This window comes from Pseudomonas sp. PDM03 (assembly GCF_014852385.1).
GTDB classification, from domain to species: Bacteria; Pseudomonadota; Gammaproteobacteria; order Pseudomonadales; family Pseudomonadaceae; genus Aquipseudomonas; species Aquipseudomonas migulae.
On record NZ_JACVBM010000019.1, the window covers coordinates 73,467 to 91,776 of the forward strand.

At 59.6% G+C, this 18,310-nt stretch carries 18 protein-coding genes; all 18 read left to right on the top strand.

Going from position 1 to position 18,310, the window contains the following annotated elements; all coding sequences use genetic code 11:
• The first annotated feature begins 144 nt into the window (after positions 1-144).
• Positions 145-990, top strand: coding sequence for a flagellin domain-containing protein (locus tag IB254_RS23005; protein WP_192419597.1), 846 nt, complete (start codon positions 145-147; stop codon positions 988-990).
• A 72-nt stretch (positions 991-1,062) separates the two neighbouring features.
• A complete protein-coding gene (locus IB254_RS23010; RefSeq protein ID WP_192419599.1) occupies positions 1,063-1,428 on the top strand; it encodes a flagellar protein FlaG in 366 nt (121 codons plus the stop codon).
• Positions 1,429-1,510: 82 nt separating this feature from the next.
• The gene (fliD, locus tag IB254_RS23015; protein ID WP_192419601.1) at positions 1,511-2,953 is read left to right on the top strand and encodes a flagellar filament capping protein FliD; all 1,443 of its coding nucleotides are present in this window, start codon (positions 1,511-1,513) and stop codon (positions 2,951-2,953) included.
• A gap of 126 nt (positions 2,954-3,079) precedes the next feature.
• On the top strand, positions 3,080-3,475 hold the full coding sequence (gene fliS / locus IB254_RS23020; RefSeq protein WP_008035229.1) for a flagellar export chaperone FliS: 396 nt from the start codon (positions 3,080-3,082) through the stop codon (positions 3,473-3,475).
• 10 nt (positions 3,476-3,485) lie between these two features.
• Positions 3,486-3,782, top strand: a complete 297-nt coding sequence (locus tag IB254_RS23025) for a hypothetical protein (RefSeq protein ID WP_008044601.1) — start codon at positions 3,486-3,488, stop codon at positions 3,780-3,782.
• 173 nt (positions 3,783-3,955) lie between these two features.
• On the top strand, positions 3,956-5,431 hold the full coding sequence (locus IB254_RS23030; protein ID WP_008044600.1) for a sigma-54 dependent transcriptional regulator: 1,476 nt from the start codon (positions 3,956-3,958) through the stop codon (positions 5,429-5,431).
• Between the two features lie 110 nt (positions 5,432-5,541).
• Positions 5,542-6,765 carry a sensor histidine kinase gene (locus tag IB254_RS23035; protein WP_412548232.1) on the top strand — a complete coding sequence of 408 codons (1,224 nt, stop codon included), beginning with the start codon at positions 5,542-5,544 and terminating at the stop codon, positions 6,763-6,765.
• Between the two features lie 5 nt (positions 6,766-6,770).
• Positions 6,771-8,156: a sigma-54-dependent transcriptional regulator gene (locus IB254_RS23040; protein WP_192419602.1), complete on the top strand. Its 1,386-nt coding sequence runs from the start codon at positions 6,771-6,773 to the stop codon at positions 8,154-8,156.
• A gap of 214 nt (positions 8,157-8,370) precedes the next feature.
• A complete protein-coding gene (gene fliE / locus IB254_RS23045; RefSeq protein WP_008044594.1) occupies positions 8,371-8,700 on the top strand; it encodes a flagellar hook-basal body complex protein FliE in 330 nt (109 codons plus the stop codon).
• A 15-nt stretch (positions 8,701-8,715) separates the two neighbouring features.
• Positions 8,716-10,503: a flagellar basal-body MS-ring/collar protein FliF gene (fliF, locus tag IB254_RS23050; protein ID WP_008044586.1), complete on the top strand. Its 1,788-nt coding sequence runs from the start codon at positions 8,716-8,718 to the stop codon at positions 10,501-10,503.
• Entirely contained in the window at positions 10,496-11,515 is a 1,020-nt protein-coding gene (gene fliG / locus IB254_RS23055; RefSeq protein ID WP_008006649.1) for a flagellar motor switch protein FliG, read from the top strand. Before fliF ends, fliG begins: the two co-directional genes overlap by 8 nt.
• A gap of 7 nt (positions 11,516-11,522) precedes the next feature.
• The gene (gene fliH, locus IB254_RS23060) at positions 11,523-12,341 is read left to right on the top strand and encodes a flagellar assembly protein FliH (RefSeq protein WP_192419603.1); all 819 of its coding nucleotides are present in this window, start codon (positions 11,523-11,525) and stop codon (positions 12,339-12,341) included.
• Positions 12,331-13,689 (top strand): flagellar protein export ATPase FliI, encoded by a 1,359-nt coding sequence (gene fliI / locus IB254_RS23065; protein WP_192419604.1) that lies wholly within the window; start codon positions 12,331-12,333, stop codon positions 13,687-13,689. Before fliH ends, fliI begins: the two co-directional genes overlap by 11 nt.
• Before the next feature lie 6 nt (positions 13,690-13,695).
• Positions 13,696-14,145, top strand: coding sequence for a flagellar export protein FliJ (gene fliJ, locus IB254_RS23070; protein WP_192419605.1), 450 nt, complete (start codon positions 13,696-13,698; stop codon positions 14,143-14,145).
• Positions 14,146-14,359: 214 nt separating this feature from the next.
• Positions 14,360-14,659, top strand: a complete 300-nt coding sequence (locus IB254_RS23075) for an STAS domain-containing protein (RefSeq protein WP_192419606.1) — start codon at positions 14,360-14,362, stop codon at positions 14,657-14,659.
• A 5-nt stretch (positions 14,660-14,664) separates the two neighbouring features.
• Positions 14,665-16,368 carry a SpoIIE family protein phosphatase gene (locus IB254_RS23080; RefSeq protein ID WP_192419607.1) on the top strand — a complete coding sequence of 568 codons (1,704 nt, stop codon included), beginning with the start codon at positions 14,665-14,667 and terminating at the stop codon, positions 16,366-16,368.
• 30 nt (positions 16,369-16,398) lie between these two features.
• Positions 16,399-16,767, top strand: coding sequence for an Hpt domain-containing protein (locus IB254_RS23085; protein ID WP_192419615.1), 369 nt, complete (start codon positions 16,399-16,401; stop codon positions 16,765-16,767).
• Between the two features lie 82 nt (positions 16,768-16,849).
• Complete coding sequence (locus IB254_RS23090) at positions 16,850-18,229, top strand: flagellar hook-length control protein FliK (protein ID WP_192419616.1); 1,380 nt, start codon at positions 16,850-16,852, stop codon at positions 18,227-18,229.
• Positions 18,230-18,310: the final 81 nt, after the last annotated feature.

Below are 18,310 nucleotides of genomic sequence, written 5' to 3' on the forward strand. Positions count from 1 at the left end.
GGTGGCAGTGTGATGGCAAATTTTTTTCAAAATGGCCTAAAGCAACCTGCATTCGCGACGATAACTATTACGAAGGTTCTCTAGGCCATACCCGGCGGTTGCCAGGGCCGGAAGCCGCAGTACCCAACCAACGAGGAATTCGTCATGGCTTTGACAGTAAACACCAACACTACGTCGCTGAACGTTCAGAAGAACCTGAACCGTGCTTCCGATGCGCTTTCGACTTCGATGACTCGCCTGTCTTCCGGCCTGAAAATCAACAGCGCCAAAGACGACGCCGCCGGCCTGCAAATCGCTAACCGTATGACCTCGCAGATCCGTGGTCAGACCATGGCTATCAAAAACGCCAACGACGGTGTTTCGATCGCTCAGACCGCTGAAGGCGCTCTGCAAGAGTCGACCAACATTCTGCAACGTATGCGTGAAATTGCACTGCAATCGCGAAACGACTCCAACGGCACTGCTGACCGTACCGCTCTGGACAAAGAATACCAACAGTCGGTTGCAGAACTGACCCGTATTGCTCAGTCCACCAACCTGAACGGCAAAGCGCTGATCGACGGTACTGCTGGCGCAATGGAATTCCAGGTAGGTTCGAACACTACTTCCGACAACCAGATCACTCTGACCCTGTCGACCAGCTTCGACGCCAGCGCCCTGGGCATGACCGGTACCACCATCTCCGGTACTTCCAACTCGGGTAACCACAACTCTGTTCTGTCGGCAATCTCGGCAATCAACGTTGCTCTGGACAAAATCAACTCCACTCGTGCTGACCTCGGTGCTGCTCAGAACCGTTTCTCCACCACGATCTCCAACCTGCAGAACATCAACGAAAACGCCAGTGCTGCACTGAGCCGCGTACAAGATACCGACTTCGCTGCTGAAACTGCACAGCTGACCAAGCAACAAACTCTGCAACAAGCTTCCACCGCAGTTCTGGCTCAGGCCAACCAACTGCCATCCGCTGTACTGAAACTGCTTCAGTAATAGCTGAGTAGGTTTTGGCGGGGGAGTGCGCACGCGCGCTCTCTCGCTTTTTCAGTTTAAGAGGTGATGGACATGGATATGAGCGTGAAGCTGAACTTGTCTTATCCAGCTGCGAAGCCGGCGACGACTGTTGCTGACCATCCGGTGGAGAAGCCTCGAGCCGATGCTGCCAAAGTGGCAACGGTCAAGGATGAGCCAAAAGACGTGGTAACCGAGCAGGACAAACTGAAGATGGCCGTTCAGGAAATTGAAAAGTTCGTTCAATCGGTCAAGCGCAATCTGGAGTTCTCGATCGATGAGCCTTCAGGCAAAGTAATTGTCAGAGTGATTGCCAGCGACTCGGGTGAAGTGGTTCGCCAGATCCCCAACGAAGAAGTGCTCAAACTGGCCAATAGTTTGAATGATGCAAGCAGCCTGTTGTTCAGCGCTAAAGTCTGACAGCTGGCACGAATTTTGTTGCTATGTTCTTTTGGGCGTTGTAATGGTCAAAAGGCCGGCGACACACTGAAGGGAGTCCCACATGGCAAGTCCAATTCTACCGGGTCTGGGGTTAGGCTCCGGCCTTGACACCACGGCTATCGTCAAAGCTTTGGTTGATGCTGATAAGTCGGCCAAGCAAACCCAGATCAACCGGCAGACGAACACCAATACATCGCAGATTTCCGGTGTCGGGACCCTCAAGAGTGTGTTGGCGAATTTCCAGGCCGCGATCAAAAACCTTGGTGATACCAAGACCCCTCAGTTCCTGGGTTACAACGCCACGAGTTCCGATCCCAAAGTGCTGACCTCTGTCGCCAGTAACTCGGCGGTCAACGGCACATATGTCATCAAGGTCAACTCCCTTGCGACTTCATCCAAGGTGGCGACCGCTGCGTTTCCCCTTGGCCCTACCAGTGCCATTCAGGACGGTACGCTCAATATCTCTCAAAATGGTATTGCCCGACCGGTCACCATTCCTCCTGGCGCTACGTTGCAGACGGTGCGGGATGCGATCAACACCCAGCAAGGCGCCAATGGCTTCAGTGCCAACATTGTCACTGACTCCTTCGGTTCGCGTCTGGTCCTGGGGTCTACCGCGACCGGTTTGGGTTCCGATATCACGCTCGGTGGTATTCCGGGCCTGGAAATTACCACGGGCCAGAAAATGGGTCCCACGCCTGATGAGAATTCGGCGGGTGCCATCGGCGAACTCGCTGCGAATGCCAGCTTCACGGTTGACGGGCTGGCTATCTCCAGCAAATCCAATACCGTGGATAGCGCCATTTCCGGCCTGACACTGAATCTGGTGGCTGGGGGTGGGGCGACCTCCACTGTGACGGTCGGGCCGAACAGTGACGGTTTGAAAAAATCGATCCAGGCCTTTGTCGACGCTTACAACCAGGTGGTCACCACCGTCAGTACGCTGAGCAAGCCCTCCCTGGATAAAGATGGCAAGCCAACCATTCCCGCGGCATTGACCGGTGACTCGCTGGGTCGCAGTGTTCTGGCGTCGATCCGTGAGCCGTTGGCAAGTACCGGTGCTGGCGACAAACTGACCGTTCTTTCGCAGTTGGGTATTACCACTAACCAGAAAACCGGTGCGCTCGATTTTGACAGCACCAAGTTCTCTGCGGCGATGGATACGCAGAAACTGGGTGGTGAAATTCAGAAGCTGTTCCTGGGTGATCCAGCGGCGACCGGCGATGCGGCCAAGGGGCTGCTGGAACGAATGAATTCGGCGATTACGCCTTATACCGTCACTGGCAACGAAGGCATCCTCGATGCGCGTTCGGCCAGCCTGGCGAAGGTTAAAACCAACCTGGCCAGCCAGCAGGAGGCACTGGATCGTCGGATCGAGACGCTGACAGCCGTGCTGACCAAAAAGTATAACGACATGGATCTCCTGGTCGGCAAGCTCAAGGCCACGGGGAACAACATTACCTCGATGTTCGAGGCAATGAACGCGCAGAAAAACGCCTCGTAACGCGCAAGCGCCAAAAGCCCGGCAGCGGATTCCGCCTGTCGGGCTTTTTTTGTTTCAATCTAAAGTTTTTTGACGCCGTGTCGATACACTGGCTATACGAATCACAAAGTTTGGATGAGGTAGAACATGAACCCGATGTTAGCCCTTCGGCAGTACCAGAAGATTGGCGCTCAAGCCCAGACTTCCGAAGCCAGCCCCCATCGCCTGGTGCAAATGCTCATGGAGGGTGGGCTGGATCGCATCGCTCAGGCCAAGGGTGCCATGGAGCGCAAGGATATCCCCAACAAAGGCATTTTCATCGGCAAGGCGATCGGGATCATCGGCGGCTTGCGTGAAGGCCTGGACCTGGAAAATTCTGTTGAGTCTGTGGGTGAGTTGGACAAGCTGTACACCTACATGATGAAGCGTCTGACAGAAGCCAACGTCAAAACCGATCCAAAGATTCTCGACGAAGTCGCTGATTTGCTTCGCACCGTCAAAGACGGCTGGGATGCTATCGCCGCACCGGGTCCGCAGTTTTAAGGAGATCACCATGAGTCTTGTATTGCAGCGTATCGAACACACCCGTGATGCCCTCGTCGGTGCCTTGGCCGAGCGCAATTGGGAAGCCATCGGTGAGTTGGATCTGGCTTGTCGTTCCTGCATGGAAGACGTCTTGAGTGAAGCTTCGGTAGACGAGGCCGCCTTGCGCGACAATCTTGAGGAGTTGCTGGGGGTGTATAAGCAGCTTCTGGAGGCGGCGACAGGGGAACGACAAGCAATAGTTGATGAGATGTCGCAGATCCATCAAGCACAGAACGCTGCAAAGGTTTACCATCTGTTTGGTTAATTAATCCTCAGTTAATCCAAACATAGTGCGCCATAAATTTGACTGTGCACGGTTTTTTGACTTAACTAGTGGCTGGTTCCAGATTTCAGGCGTCTACAGGCATAACGTGTCTGCAAGCGTCTAGCTTGCCCCATCATTTCGGGCATTGAGTTGACTAGGGAAGTTGCTATTGCATGTGGCGTGAAACCAAAATTCTGCTGATTGATGACGATAGCGTCCGCCGCCGCGACCTGGCGGTGATTTTAAATTTTCTTGGCGAAGAAAATTTACCCTGCGGTAGCCATGACTGGCAGCAGGCTGTCGGCTCTTTGTCATCAAGTCGTGAAGTGATCTGTGTCCTCATCGGGACGGTCAATGCTCCTGGTGCACTTCCGGGCTTGTTAAAGACACTCTCTACCTGGGATGAGTTCCTTCCGGTTTTGTTAATGGGCGATAATTCTTCCGTTGACCTGCCAGAAGACCAGCGTCGCCGAGTGCTTTCGACCCTCGAAATGCCACCCAGCTACAGCAAACTGCTCGATTCGCTGCACCGTGCCCAGGTCTATCGCGAGATGTACGACCAGGCCCGCGAGCGCGGTCGTCATCGTGAGCCCAACCTTTTCCGCAGTCTTGTCGGCACCAGCCGGGCGATTCAACACGTCCGTCAGATGATGCAGCAAGTTGCCGACACCGACGCCAGCGTGCTGATCCTCGGCGAGTCGGGGACTGGCAAGGAAGTGGTCGCGCGCAACCTGCACTACCATTCCAAGCGTCGTGACGCGCCGTTCGTCCCGGTCAACTGCGGGGCGATCCCGGCCGAGTTGCTGGAAAGTGAATTGTTCGGTCATGAGAAGGGCGCCTTCACCGGGGCGATCACCAGTCGCGCCGGGCGCTTTGAACTGGCCAACGGCGGCACGCTGTTCCTCGACGAAATCGGCGACATGCCGCTGCCGATGCAGGTCAAGCTGCTGCGCGTGCTGCAGGAGCGTACTTTCGAACGCGTGGGCAGCAACAAGACCCAAAGCGTTGATGTGCGCATCATCGCGGCGACTCACAAGAATCTCGAAAGCATGATCGAGATCGGCACTTTCCGCGAAGACTTGTACTACCGCCTGAACGTGTTCCCTATCGAGATGGCACCGCTGCGTGAACGTGTCGAAGACATTCCGCTGCTGATGAACGAGTTGATCTCGCGCATGGAGCACGAGAAGCGCGGTTCGATCCGTTTCAACTCCGCAGCGATCATGTCGCTGTGCCGTCACGGCTGGCCGGGCAACGTTCGCGAACTGGCCAACCTGGTGGAGCGCATGGCGATCATGCACCCGTACGGGGTGATCGGTGTGGTCGAGTTACCGAAGAAATTCCGTTACGTCGATGACGAAGACGAGCAACTGGTCGACAGCCTGCGCAGCGATCTTGAAGAGCGCGTGGCCATCAACGGCCACACTCCGGACTTCACCGCCAACGCCATGCTGCCGCCGGAAGGCCTGGACCTGAAAGACTACCTCGGTGGTCTGGAACAGGGCCTGATCCAGCAGGCGCTGGATGATGCCAATGGCATCGTGGCGCGCGCTGCCGAGCGGTTGCGGATCCGTCGTACCACGCTGGTAGAGAAGATGCGCAAGTACGGCATGAGCCGTCGCGACGGTGATGAACAGGCGGATGATTGACGCCTGTTTTTCAAGTCGTTCATTTGTAGGCGGTTTTTTTTAGGCACGGGTATTGCTACATCCCTCGCAACGTTCCGTTTAACTGACGGTCAGCCAAGCGAGAGAGCCCGATGCCCCAAGCCGCCCAGATGTCTCCTGTCCCTGATGCTTCGGGACAAACGTCGTCCGTAGAGCAGGCAAGCCGGCTTGGCCTTGAGCAGGCTTTCGCGTTGTTCAACCAGATGTCCAGTCAGTTGACCGACTCCTACAGCATGCTCGAAGCCCGGGTTGCCGAGCTCAAGGGCGAGCTGGCGGTGGTCAGCGCTCAGCGCATGCAGGAACTGGCGGAAAAAGAACGCCTGGCCAACCGCCTGCAAAACCTCCTCGATCTATTGCCCGGCGGCGTTATCGTCATCGACGCCCAAGGCATCGTGCGTGAAGCCAATCCCGCTGCTTGTGAATTGCTCGGCCTGCCTCTCGAAGGCGAGCTGTGGCGTCATGTCATTGCCCGATGCTTCGCGCCGCGCGAAGACGACGGTCACGAAATCTCGCTCAAGGACGGTCGGCGTCTGTCGATCGCCACCCGCTCGCTGGATGCCGAGCCCGGCCAGTTGGTGTTGCTCAATGACCTGACCGAAACCCGTCATCTGCAAGATCAACTGGCTCGCCACGAACGCCTGTCTTCCCTCGGTCGAATGGTTGCGTCGCTGGCTCACCAGATTCGTACGCCGCTGTCCGCCGCATTGCTTTACGCCAGTCATTTGACCGAGCAAGAACTGCCGGTTGCCACGCAGCAACGTTTTGCCGGGCGGCTTAAAGAGCGTTTGCATGAGCTGGAGCATCAAGTGCGCGACATGCTGGTGTTCGCCCGTGGCGAGCTGCCGCTGACCGATCGCGTCACACCGAAAATGCTGATGCAATCCTTGCAGGCAGCGGCGCTGACCCATGTGCAGGATTTGCCGGTTCGCTGGCAGTGCGACAGTCATGCGGGTGAGTTGCTGTGCAATCGTGACACGCTGGTCGGGGCGATTCTCAATCTGATCGAGAACGCGATCCAGGCCAGTGCCGGCGACGTTCGCTTGAAAGTCCATCTCTACACCCGAGACAACAACCTGCGTGTCTGCGTCAGTGACAGCGGCAGCGGCATCGATACGAAAGTGCTGGCGCGTTTGGGCGAGCCATTTTTTACCACTAAAACCACCGGGACCGGCCTTGGCCTGACCGTGGTCAAGGCCGTGGCTCGTGCCCATCAGGGAGAATTGCAGCTGCACTCGCGGTTGGGTCGCGGCACCTGTGCGCAGGTGATTCTGCCGCTGTTTTCTGATGAGAAGCGCAGTGCTCAGGGAGTGGAGTGAACGACATGGGGATCAAGGTTTTACTGGTCGAGGATGACCGCGCATTACGCGAAGCACTGACCGATACGTTGTTGCTCGCAGGGCATGACTACACAGCCGTGGGGTCGGCCGAAGAAGCGCTGGACGCCGTCGGAGCCGAGGCGTTCAGCCTGGTGCTCAGTGACGTCAACATGCCGGGCATGGACGGCCATCAACTGCTCGGATTATTGCGTGCTCGCCAGCCGCAGTTGCCGGTGCTGCTGATGACGGCGCACGGCGCCGTAGAGCGCGCGGTCGATGCGATGCGTCAGGGCGCGGCGGATTATCTGGTCAAGCCGTTCGAGCCCAAGGCTTTGCTGGATCTGGTTGCGCGGCATGCGCTGGGCAGCCTCGGCGCTGCCGACAGCGAGGGGCCTGTAGCGTTCGAGCCGGCCAGTGCGCAGTTGCTGGAATTGGCCGCACGGGTGGCGCGCAGTGATTCGACGGTGTTGATCTCCGGTGAGTCCGGGACCGGTAAAGAAGTGCTGGCGCGTTACATCCATCAGCATTCTCATCGCGCCAGCCAGCCGTTCATTGCGATCAATTGCGCGGCGATTCCCGACAACATGCTCGAGGCAACGCTGTTCGGTCACGAAAAGGGTTCGTTTACTGGTGCCATCGCGGCGCAGGCCGGCAAGTTCGAGCAGGCCGACGGCGGAACCATTCTGCTCGACGAAATTTCCGAAATGCCCCTGGGTCTTCAAGCCAAGTTGCTGCGCGTGTTGCAGGAGCGTGAAGTCGAGCGGGTCGGCGCGCGCAAACCGATCACGCTGGATATTCGGGTCGTCGCCACCACCAATCGTGACCTTGCCGGTGAAGTGGCGGCAGGGCGTTTCCGTGAAGACCTTTACTATCGCCTGTCCGTATTTCCGTTGGCCTGGCGTCCGTTGCGCGAACGCACCGCCGACATCCTGCCGCTGGCCGAGCGGCTGCTGACCAAGCACGTCAATAAAATGAAGCATGCGGCGGCGCGACTGTCGCCCGAGGCGCAGGCGTGTCTGATCGGCTATCCATGGCCGGGCAATGTGCGGGAGCTGGATAACGCGATTCAGCGTGCATTGATTCTGCAGCAGGGCGGTGTGATCCAGCCGCAGGATTTCTGCCTGGCCGGGCCGGTCGCCTGTGCGCCGTTGCCGGCATTGGCCGCCGTGCCGGTGCGGGGCGTGGAAGTCGAGTCCGAGTCTGCCGGTGCGCTGGGTGACGACCTGCGTCGCCGCGAATTCCAGATGATCATCGATACCTTGCGCTCTGAGCGGGGTCGTCGCAAGGAAGCGGCAGAGCGTCTGGGTATCAGCCCGCGCACCCTGCGTTACAAACTGGCGCAAATGCGTGATGCCGGAATGGATGTGGAAGCGTACCTGTTCGCCACCTGATTTTACTTTATGGGAGCGAGCCTGCTCGCGATGGAGTCAGGAGCGACGCGTTATCGCTCACGACCATCGCGAGCAGGCTCGTTCCTGCAGAAAATTGTGAGCTGATGAAGGGCTTTTGTTCGGGGCGGCCACGGAGATGGCACCCTTGTTGCTAACACCTCACTACCCGCCGAGTGAGTGTCAAAAAATTGCGGGTCGTCAATGAGAGTAGACCATGAGCCAAGGTATTGAATTCAATCGGTTGATGCTGGACATGCGTTCCATGCAAATGGATGCCATGTCTGCGCCGAAATCGACTGCCGCCGTCCCTGAATTGAGCGGCAGCAGCTTTTCCGACATGCTCGGTCAGGCCGTCAATAAAGTGAGCGACACCCAGCAAGCTTCCAGTCAGTTGGCCAGTGCCTTCGAGATCGGCAAGAGTGGTGTCGACCTGACGGACGTGATGATTTCTTCGCAGAAGGCCAGCGTGTCTTTCCAAGCGTTGACCCAAGTGCGTAACAAGCTGGTTCAGGCATACCAAGACATCATGCAGATGCCGGTTTAAGGACGAGATTGAGTCATGGCAGAAGCAGTCGCCGATAATGTTCCGGCCAAGGCCACACCGATAGACGGCAAACCGCCGCTGTTCGGCTTGTCCTTCCTGGAAAACCTCTCCGAGATGACCATGTTGCGTCAGGTGGGCCTGTTGGTCGGCCTGGCTGCGAGCGTGGCGATTGGCTTCGCCGTGGTGTTGTGGTCCCAGCAGCCGGACTACCGGCCTCTTTACGGCAGCCTTGCCGGTATGGACGCCAAGCAAGTCATGGATACCCTGGCTGCGGCTGACATTCCCTATACCGTTGAACCGAACTCCGGTGCCTTGCTGGTCAAGGCCGATGACCTGTCCCGTGCGCGCCTGAAGCTCGCGGGCGCTGGTGTCACTCCCAGCGACGGCAACATCGGTTTCGAGATCCTCGACAAGGACCAGGGGCTCGGCACCAGCCAGTTCATGGAAGCGACCCGTTATCGTCGCGGCCTCGAAGGCGAACTGGCCCGGACCATCTCCAGCCTGAACAACGTCAAGGGTGCCCGCGTGCACCTGGCGATTCCGAAAAGCTCGGTGTTCGTACGTGACGAGCGCAAGCCGAGCGCTTCGGTGCTGGTTGAGCTGTATTCCGGTCGTTCGCTGGAGCCGGGTCAGGTGGTGGCGATCATCAACCTGGTCGCGACCAGCGTTCCAGAACTCAGCAAATCGCAGATCACCGTCGTCGACCAGAAGGGCAACCTGCTCTCGGATCAGGCGGAGAACTCCGAACTGACCATGGCCGGCAAGCAATTCGATTACAGTCGTCGTATGGAAAGCATGCTCACTCAGCGTGTGCACAACATCCTGCAACCGGTGCTGGGCAACGACCGCTATAAAGCCGAAGTCTCGGCGGACGTGGATTTCAGTGCTGTCGAGTCGACCTCCGAGCAGTTCAACCCGGACCAGCCGGCGTTGCGCAGCGAGCAGTCGGTCAACGAGCAGCGCACCGCCAGCAATGGCCCGCAAGGCGTACCGGGTGCCCTGAGCAACCAGCCGCCATCGCCAGCCTCGGCGCCGCAAACCACCGGTGGCGCTACCGCGTCGGCCGGCATGGTGCAGCCAGGCCAGCCACTGCTGGATGCCAACGGTCAGCAAATCATGGACCCGGCCACCGGTCAGCCGATGCTGGCACCGTACCCGGCGGACAAGCGTCAACAATCCACCAAGAACTTCGAGCTCGACCGTTCCATCAGCCACACCAAACAACAGCAAGGGCGTTTGAATCGCCTGTCGGTGTCGGTAGTGGTGGACGATCAGGTCAAGATCAACGCAGCCAACGGCGAAACCACCCGTGCACCGTGGAGCGCCGACGAATTGGCGCGCTTCACTCGTCTGGTACAGGACGCCGTCGGTTTCGACGCCAGTCGTGGTGACAGCGTCAGCGTGATCAACATGCCGTTCTCCGCCGAACGCGGTGAAGTGATTGCCGATATTCCGTTCTACTCCCAGCCGTGGTTCTGGGACATCGTCAAGCAAGTGCTGGGTGTCTTGTTCATCCTGATACTGGTGTTCGGTGTGCTGCGTCCGGTGCTCAACAACATCACCAATGGCGGCAAAGGCAAGCAGCTGGCCGGCTTTGGCGGCGACGTGGAACTCGGTGGCATGGGCGGCCTGGACGGCGAACTGGCCAACGACCGCGTCAGCCTCGGCGGCCCGACCAGCATCCTGCTGCCGAGCCCGAGCGAAGGCTATGACGCACAGTTGAACGCAATCAAGAGTCTGGTGGCAGAAGATCCGGGTCGCGTGGCCCAGGTCGTGAAAGAGTGGATTAACGCAGATGAGTGATAACCGAGCCGTTGCCGCCAAACTGTCCCGGGTCGACAAAGCCGCAATTCTGCTGCTGTCTCTCGGTTCTACCGATGCCGCCCAGGTGCTGCGCCACATGGGGCCCAAAGAGGTCCAGCGTGTGGGTGTGGCCATGGCGCAGATGGGTAACGTGCACCGTGAGCAGGTCGAGCAGGTGATGAGCGAGTTCGTCGACATCGTCGGCGATCAGACCAGCCTGGGCGTCGGCTCCGACGACTACGTGCGCAAAATGCTGACTCAGGCGCTGGGCGAGGACAAGGCCAACGGCCTGATCGACCGGATCCTGCTGGGCGGCAACACCAGTGGCCTCGACAGCCTGAAGTGGATGGAACCGCGCGCCGTCGCCGACGTGATCCGTTACGAGCACCCGCAGATTCAGGCGATCGTCGTGGCGTATCTCGACCCGGACCAGGCCGGCGAAGTGCTGGGCAACTTTGACCACAAGGTGCGACTGGACATCATTCTGCGGGTTTCCTCGCTGAATACCGTGCAGCCAGCCGCCCTGAAAGAACTCAACCAGATTCTCGAGAAGCAGTTCTCCGGCAACTCGAATGCCTCGCGCACCACCCTGGGTGGCATCAAGCGTGCGGCCGACATCATGAACTTCCTCGACAGCTCGATCGAAGGTCAGCTGATGGACTCGATCCGCGAAGTCGACGAAGACCTGTCCGGTCAGATCGAAGACCTCATGTTCGTGTTCAACAACCTGTCCGATGTCGACGACCGCGGGATTCAGGCGTTGCTGCGCGAAGTCTCCTCCGATGTACTGGTACTGGCCCTCAAAGGCTCGGACGAAGGCGTCAAGGAAAAGATCTTCAAGAACATGTCCAAACGGGCGGCCGAACTGTTGCGCGACGACCTCGAGGCCAAAGGCCCGGTGCGTGTCAGCGACGTGGAAACCGCACAGAAAGAAATCCTCACCATTGCTCGCCGTATGGCCGAAGCCGGAGAAATCGTTCTCGGCGGGAAGGGCGGCGAAGAGATGATCTAAGGTCACTATGTCGTCCAAACATGATGAGTCCCAGACCGACCTGATCCGCGCCAAGGACGTCGCGGGTTTCGACACCTGGTCGCTGCCCAGTTTCGACCCGCCTGCACCGGAGCCCGAGCCGGAACCAGAGCCCGAGCCGCCGGAAATGGAGGAAGTGCCGCTGGAAGAAGTCCAGCCACTGACCCTCGAAGAACTCGAAAGCATTCGCCAGGAGGCCTACAACGAAGGCTTCGCCACCGGCGAAAAAGAAGGTTTTCACAGCACCACGCTCAAGGTCCGCCAGGAAGCAGAGGCGGTCCTGGCGCCGAAAGTCGCCGCGCTTGAGCAACTGATGGCCAACCTGTTCGAGCCCATCGCCGAGCAAGACACCCAGATCGAAAAATCGCTGGTCGACCTCGTTCAGCACATCACCAAACAGGTGATTCAGCGGGAGCTGGCCATCGACTCGACGCAGATCGAGCACGTCATGCGCGACGCCCTCAAGCTGTTGCCGTTGGGCGTGGGCAATGTGCGGCTGTACATCAATCCGCAGGATTTCGAACAGGTCAAAGCCCTGCGCGAACGCCATGAAGAAACCTGGCGCATTGTCGAGGACGAAGCCTTGTTGCCTGGCGGTTGCCGGGTCGAGACTGAGCACAGTCGTATCGACGCCACCGTTGAAACGCGCATCGCGCGGGTCATGGACAAACTGTTCGATCAATTGCACGAACAGGCCCTGCACCCGGCCGCGCCGGACCTGAGCCTGGAGCTGCCGATCGAGGCCAAACCTGCCGTCGACGCCAAACCTGCGGTCGAAGCCGAGCCGGACGTTCCCGATGCGCCTTGATCGCACCAGCTTCGCCAAGCGCCTGGGCAGTTATGCCGAGGCCACGGAGCTGGCCGGCGCACCGATCCTTGAAGGCCGCTTGCTGCGCATGGTCGGCCTGACCCTCGAAGCTGAAGGCCTGCGCGCCGCCATGGGCAGCCGCTGCATGGTCATCAACGACGACAGTTACCATCCGGTGCAGGTTGAAGCCGAAGTCATGGGCTTCTCCGGCAGCAAAGTCTTTCTGATGCCGGTCGGCAGCGTCGCCGGCATCGCGCCCGGCGCCCGTGTGGTGCCGTTGGCCGATACCGGTCGTCTGCCGATGGGCATGAGCATGCTCGGACGGGTGCTCGATGGCGCCGGTCGTGCGCTGGACGGCAAGGGCGGCATGAAGGCTGAAGACTGGGTGCCGATGGACGGCCCGACGATCAACCCGCTCAAGCGTCACCCGATCAGCGAGCCGCTGGACGTGGGCATTCGCTCCATCAACGGCTTGTTGACGGTCGGTCGGGGTCAGCGGCTCGGACTGTTCGCCGGTACCGGCGTCGGCAAGAGTGTGCTGCTGGGCATGATGACCCGCTTCACCGAGGCCGACATTATCGTCGTCGGGCTGATCGGTGAACGGGGTCGCGAAGTTAAGGAATTCATCGAGCACATCCTCGGTGAAGAAGGACTCAAGCGTTCGGTGGTCGTGGCGTCCCCGGCGGACGATGCGCCGCTGATGCGTCTGCGCGCCGCGATGTATTGCACGCGGATCGCCGAGTATTTTCGCGACAAGGGCAAGAATGTCCTGTTGCTGATGGACTCGCTGACTCGTTTCGCCCAGGCCCAGCGGGAAATCGCCCTGGCCATTGGCGAGCCGCCGGCGACAAAGGGTTATCCGCCATCGGTGTTCGCCAAGTTGCCGAAACTGGTGGAACGGGCCGGTAACGCTGAAAAGGGCGGCGGTTCGATCACCGCGTTTTATACCGTGTTGTCCGAAGGCGATGACCAGCAGGATCCGATCGCCGACGCGGCGCGGGGTGTGCTCGACGGGCACATCGTCCTGTCCCGGCGTCTGGCTGAGGAAGGGCATTACCCGGCCATCGACATCGAAGCGTCGATCAGCCGGGTCATGCCGTCGGTGGTGTCGCCGGAACACATGACCCGCGCCCAGTATTTCAAGCAGTTGTGGTCGCGCTATCAGCAGAGTCGCGACCTTATCAGTGTCGGCGCCTACGTCGCCGGCGGTGATCGCGAGACCGACCTGGCGATTTCCCTGCAGCCGCAGCTGGCCAAATACCTGCGCCAAGGGTTGAACGACAGCATCAGCCTGGGCGAAAGCGAATCCTATCTGGGCTCGATCTTCGCGCCTGCGGCTGGCGGTTAATCGATCATGGCCCAGAGTCGGGCAGGGCGTCTGGCGCCGGTGGTCGAAATGGCCGAAAAGGCCGAGAAAACCGCCGCTCAGCGGTTAGGCCATTTTCAGGGCCAGGTTCGCGTGGCAGAAAGCAAGCTCGCCGACCTTGAAGCCTTTCGACTCGACTATCAGGAGCAATGGATCGTGCGCGGCAGCAGCGGCGTCTCGGGCCAGTGGTTGCTGGGTTATCAGGGCTTTCTCGCGCAACTGGGCATCGCCATCGATCAGCAGCGGCAAAGCCTGGCGTGGCACCAGAACAATCTGAACAAGGCACGGGAAACCTGGCAGCAGGCATTTGCCCGGGTCGAAGGCTTGCGCAAACTGGTTCAGCGTTACGCTGACGAGGCACGACAGCTGGAAGACAAGCGCGAACAGAAGCTGATGGACGAGTTGTCCCAGCGGTTGCCGCGTGAGAGTCCGTACTGATTCAGGTCGACCGCGTTATCGTTCTTCGCGGGCAAGCCTCGCTCCTACAGGTTTCGCATCGTCCATGATTTCGCGAACGGCACAAATCCCGCAGGCGCGAGGCTTGCCCGCGAAGGCGTACTCGAAAACTCCGCCCCTTTCCAGCCTTGCCCCTATCCCCGTCAAGTGCTAAACCTTGTACAGGTACGTTCACCAATGACAAGGATGCCGTTCAATGTCAGTCGTTACAGAAGTCTCTCCGGATGGGCAAAAGCTGACGATATCGATCAAGGGACGATTCGATTTCGCCAAACATCAGGAATTTCGCGAGTCCTACGAGCACAAGCAGCTTTCCGCAGTGGTCGTCGATTTGAAAGAAGCGACCTACCTAGACAGTTCTGCACTGGGCATGCTGCTTCTGCTGCGTGATCACGCCGGTGGCGACGATTCCGACATTCGCGTCGTCAACAGCAGTTCTGACGTGAAGAAGATTCTCGCCATCTCCAACTTCGACAAACTGTTCGACATCAGTTGACCAACGTGCAGCCGCTCGAGCCGCTGACGATCCTGATTGCCGAAGACAGCGCGGCCGACCGCATGCTGCTGTCGAGTATCGTCCGTCGCCAGGGCCATGAAGTCCTGACGGCGGCCAACGGTGCCGAAGCGGTCGAAGCGTTTCGTTTGCAACGACCGCAACTGGTCTTGATGGACGCCATGATGCCGGTGATGGACGGTTTCGAGGCGGCACGGCAGATCAAGGCGCTGGCCGGGGAAACCCTGGTGCCGATCATCTTCCTGACGTCGCTGACCGAAAGCGAAGCCTTGGCGCGCTGCCTGGAGGCTGGTGGTGACGACTTTCTGGCAAAACCCTATAACCAGGTGATCCTCGCCGCCAAAATCAAGGCAATGGACCGCTTGCGTCGGTTGCAGGCCACCGTGCTGGAGCAGCGCGACCAAATCGCCAGGCACCACGATTACCTGCTCAACGAGCAGCGTGTGGCCAAGGCCGTGTTCGACAAGGTCGCCCATTCCGGCTGCCTGAACGCCCCCAACATCCGCTACCTGCAATCGCCTTATGCGCTGTTCAATGGCGATTTGCTGCTCGCGGCGTTCACTCCGGCCGGCGACATGCACGTGCTGCTCGGCGATTTTACCGGCCATGGCTTGCCGGCGGCTGTCGGGGCGATGCCGCTGGCCGAGGTCTTCTACGGCATGACCGCCAAGGGTTATGGTCTGTCGGAAACCCTGCGCGAGATGAACGCCAAGCTCAAGCGCATCCTGCCGGTGGACATGTTCTGCTGTGCGACGCTGCTGTGCCTGAGTTTTCAGCGGCGCTCGGTGGAGGTCTGGAACGGCGGGATGCCGGACGGTTACCTGCACAGTTTCGCCAGTGGCGAGCGCACACAGCTGACCGCTCGGCATTTGCCGCTTGGCGTGCTGAGCCCGCAGACGTTCGATGACCGCACCGAAGTGTTTCCGATGGCGGTCGGGGATCGGGTGTTCCTGTTGTCTGACGGGGTGATCGATACGTGCGATGCCAATGAGCAGTTGTTCGGCGTCGAGCGATTGCAGCGGGTGTTTGCGGCCAATCGTCGGCCTGATCAGCTGTTCGAGGAGATCGAACAGGCGCTGCGGGATTTTCGCGGTGAGGCTCGCGACGATGTCAGCATGGTCGAAGTCAGCCTGCTGGAGGCTGCACAGCTGAGTCCGCCGGCCCTGGTGTATTCCGACAGCGGTCAGTCCTGCCCGCTGGACTGGTCGGTGAGTTTCGAGTTTCGTGCGGCCACCCTCAAGCGCTTCAATCCATTGCCGTATCTTTTGCAGTTGCTGCTGGAGGTGCATGGTTTGCGCGCCCAGAGCGGTGCGCTTTACAGTGTGCTCGCGGAGTTGTACTCCAATGCGCTGGAGCACGGTGTGCTGGGGCTGGACTCAAGCCTGAAACGCGATGCCTCGGGTTTTGCCCGCTATTATCAACAGCGCAATGCACGTCTGGACGAGCTGCAGGACGGCTATGTGCGGGTGCATTTGCAGGTTACGCCCAAAGGCGAGGGTGGTTGCCTGACGATTCGTGTCGAAGACAGTGGCAAGGGTTTTGATGTCGACAGGGTGATGGCGCGCCCCCTCGATGGTGCCCGTCTGTCGGGACGTGGGGTCAGTCTGATCCGCCAGTTGAGCCGTAACGCCAACTGGTCCGACGATGGTCGTAGTGCCCGCGTGGAATTTTTCTGGGAGGCTCTGGCATAATCCGCGCATTCTTGATCAAGGAGTGAGCAAGTGGCTGACACACATCTGGATCGCGACGTGCTGAGCGCGTTGCAAGAGGTCATGGAGGAAGACTATCCGACGTTGCTGGATACTTTCCTCGCCGATTCCGAAGAGCGCTTGAGTCTGTTGCACAAGGCTGGCGATGCGGAGACGCTCGGTGCTACGGCGCACAGTTTCAAGGGCAGTTGCAGCAACATGGGCGCCATGCGCCTCGCCGAGCTGTGCAATGAGCTCGAGCAACGCAGCAAGCAGAAGTCTCTGGAAGGCATCGAGAAACTGGTCGGAGAAATCGATGGCGAATTCGCCATTATCCGTCCCCTCTATGAAGCTGAACGCCAGCGCTCTCTCACTGACAATGCGACCGTCCGGCGTTTTTAACGCCGCTTAAGCAAAACTGGCGCAACCCTTGCAGATATCACCGCAACTGTACCTACGATCCCAGTGCAGCGGAGACCGTTTCATGCCCGTTACCCCCAATATTCTTCTTCAGGCCGCCGCTCAGGCCAAGACTCAAGCCGCCTCCGCCAATCCACCGGCGCTGTCCGCTGAGCCCGGGGACAAAGCCTCCAGCTTCGCTCAGGTCTACGCCAATCAAGCCCAGAACAAGCCCTCGGCGGCCACTGACGGATCGCCGAAGCCGGTGCGCGATAAAGCCCCGGACAGCCCCGATAAAAAGAGCGTCGGCAACGACAATGCTGCCGCCCCGGAACCGACGGTTGCCGATAGCGGCAAAACCTTGCCCGCCGATAAACCGGCACCGGCCGACGACAAGGCTGCCAGCGATGATGCCGCAGCTGCCGCGGATACCGCAGAAACCCCGGTAGTCGTCGACACGGCGCCGGTTGATCCGGCTCTCGATCCGTCATTGCTGCCAGTGTTGCAAGCCGTGGTGGCAGCTCCGGTTCCGCAAGCACCGCCAGTGGTGGTCACTGAGCAGCCGCAAGTGCAGGCGACTCCTGTTGCTGCGCCAGTGGCGGCGGTACAGGTTGCCGCACCGGCGGATGACGCGTTCGATCCGGAAGCCGATCCGCTGGATGCGCTGCCGGCCGTGCGCATGGCCATGGAGCAGAGCGGTCATATTTCCGCTGCCAGTCAGGCGCAACCCAAGGCAGCGCCGACGGCTGCTCAGGCCCAGGCTGATGGCGAACCCACCTCGGCACAGAACTTTGCCGCCGGCATGGCGGGCATGCTCGATGTGCAGGCGGACAAGGACAGTACCAGCCAGGGCGGTGAGAAAACCTTCAGTGGGTTGATCGATGACGGCCTCAAGGATTTGAAGTCGGCGAGCAGCGATACCCGCGTCGACGACTTCGCCAACCGTCTGGCGGCGCTGACTCAGGCAGCTACACCGAAAACCGCCAACGCGGTACCGGTGAATCAACCTATCACGATGAATCAAAGCGGCTGGACCGAAGAAATCGTGAACCGGGTCATGTACCTGTCCAGCGCCAATCTCAAGGCGGCCGATATCCAGTTGCAACCGGCCGAACTGGGTCGTCTCGACATTCGGGTGAACATGGTGCCGGACCAGCAGACCCAAGTGACCTTCATGAGCGCGCATCCAAGCGTTCGCGAAGCGCTCGATGGTCAGATGCACCGCTTGCGTGACATGTTCGCGCAGCAGGGCATGGGGCAGGTCGATGTCAACGTGTCCGACCAGTCGCGTGGCTGGCAGGGGCAGGGTCAGGAACAGCAGGCTCAGCAGGGGCAGGGCGGGCGCAGCAACGCCAGCGGTGGTCGCCTCGATGGCGTGGATGAAGAGCTCGCACCGACCGTTGCCGAAGTCGCGGCCAGCACCACCAGTGTCATCGGTTCCAGCGCCGTCGACTACTACGCCTGATTTAGTCAGGCACCAAACCCTGTGGGAGCGAGACCGGCTTGCCGGCGAATGAGGCACTGACAGTCAATATCTTCATCGACT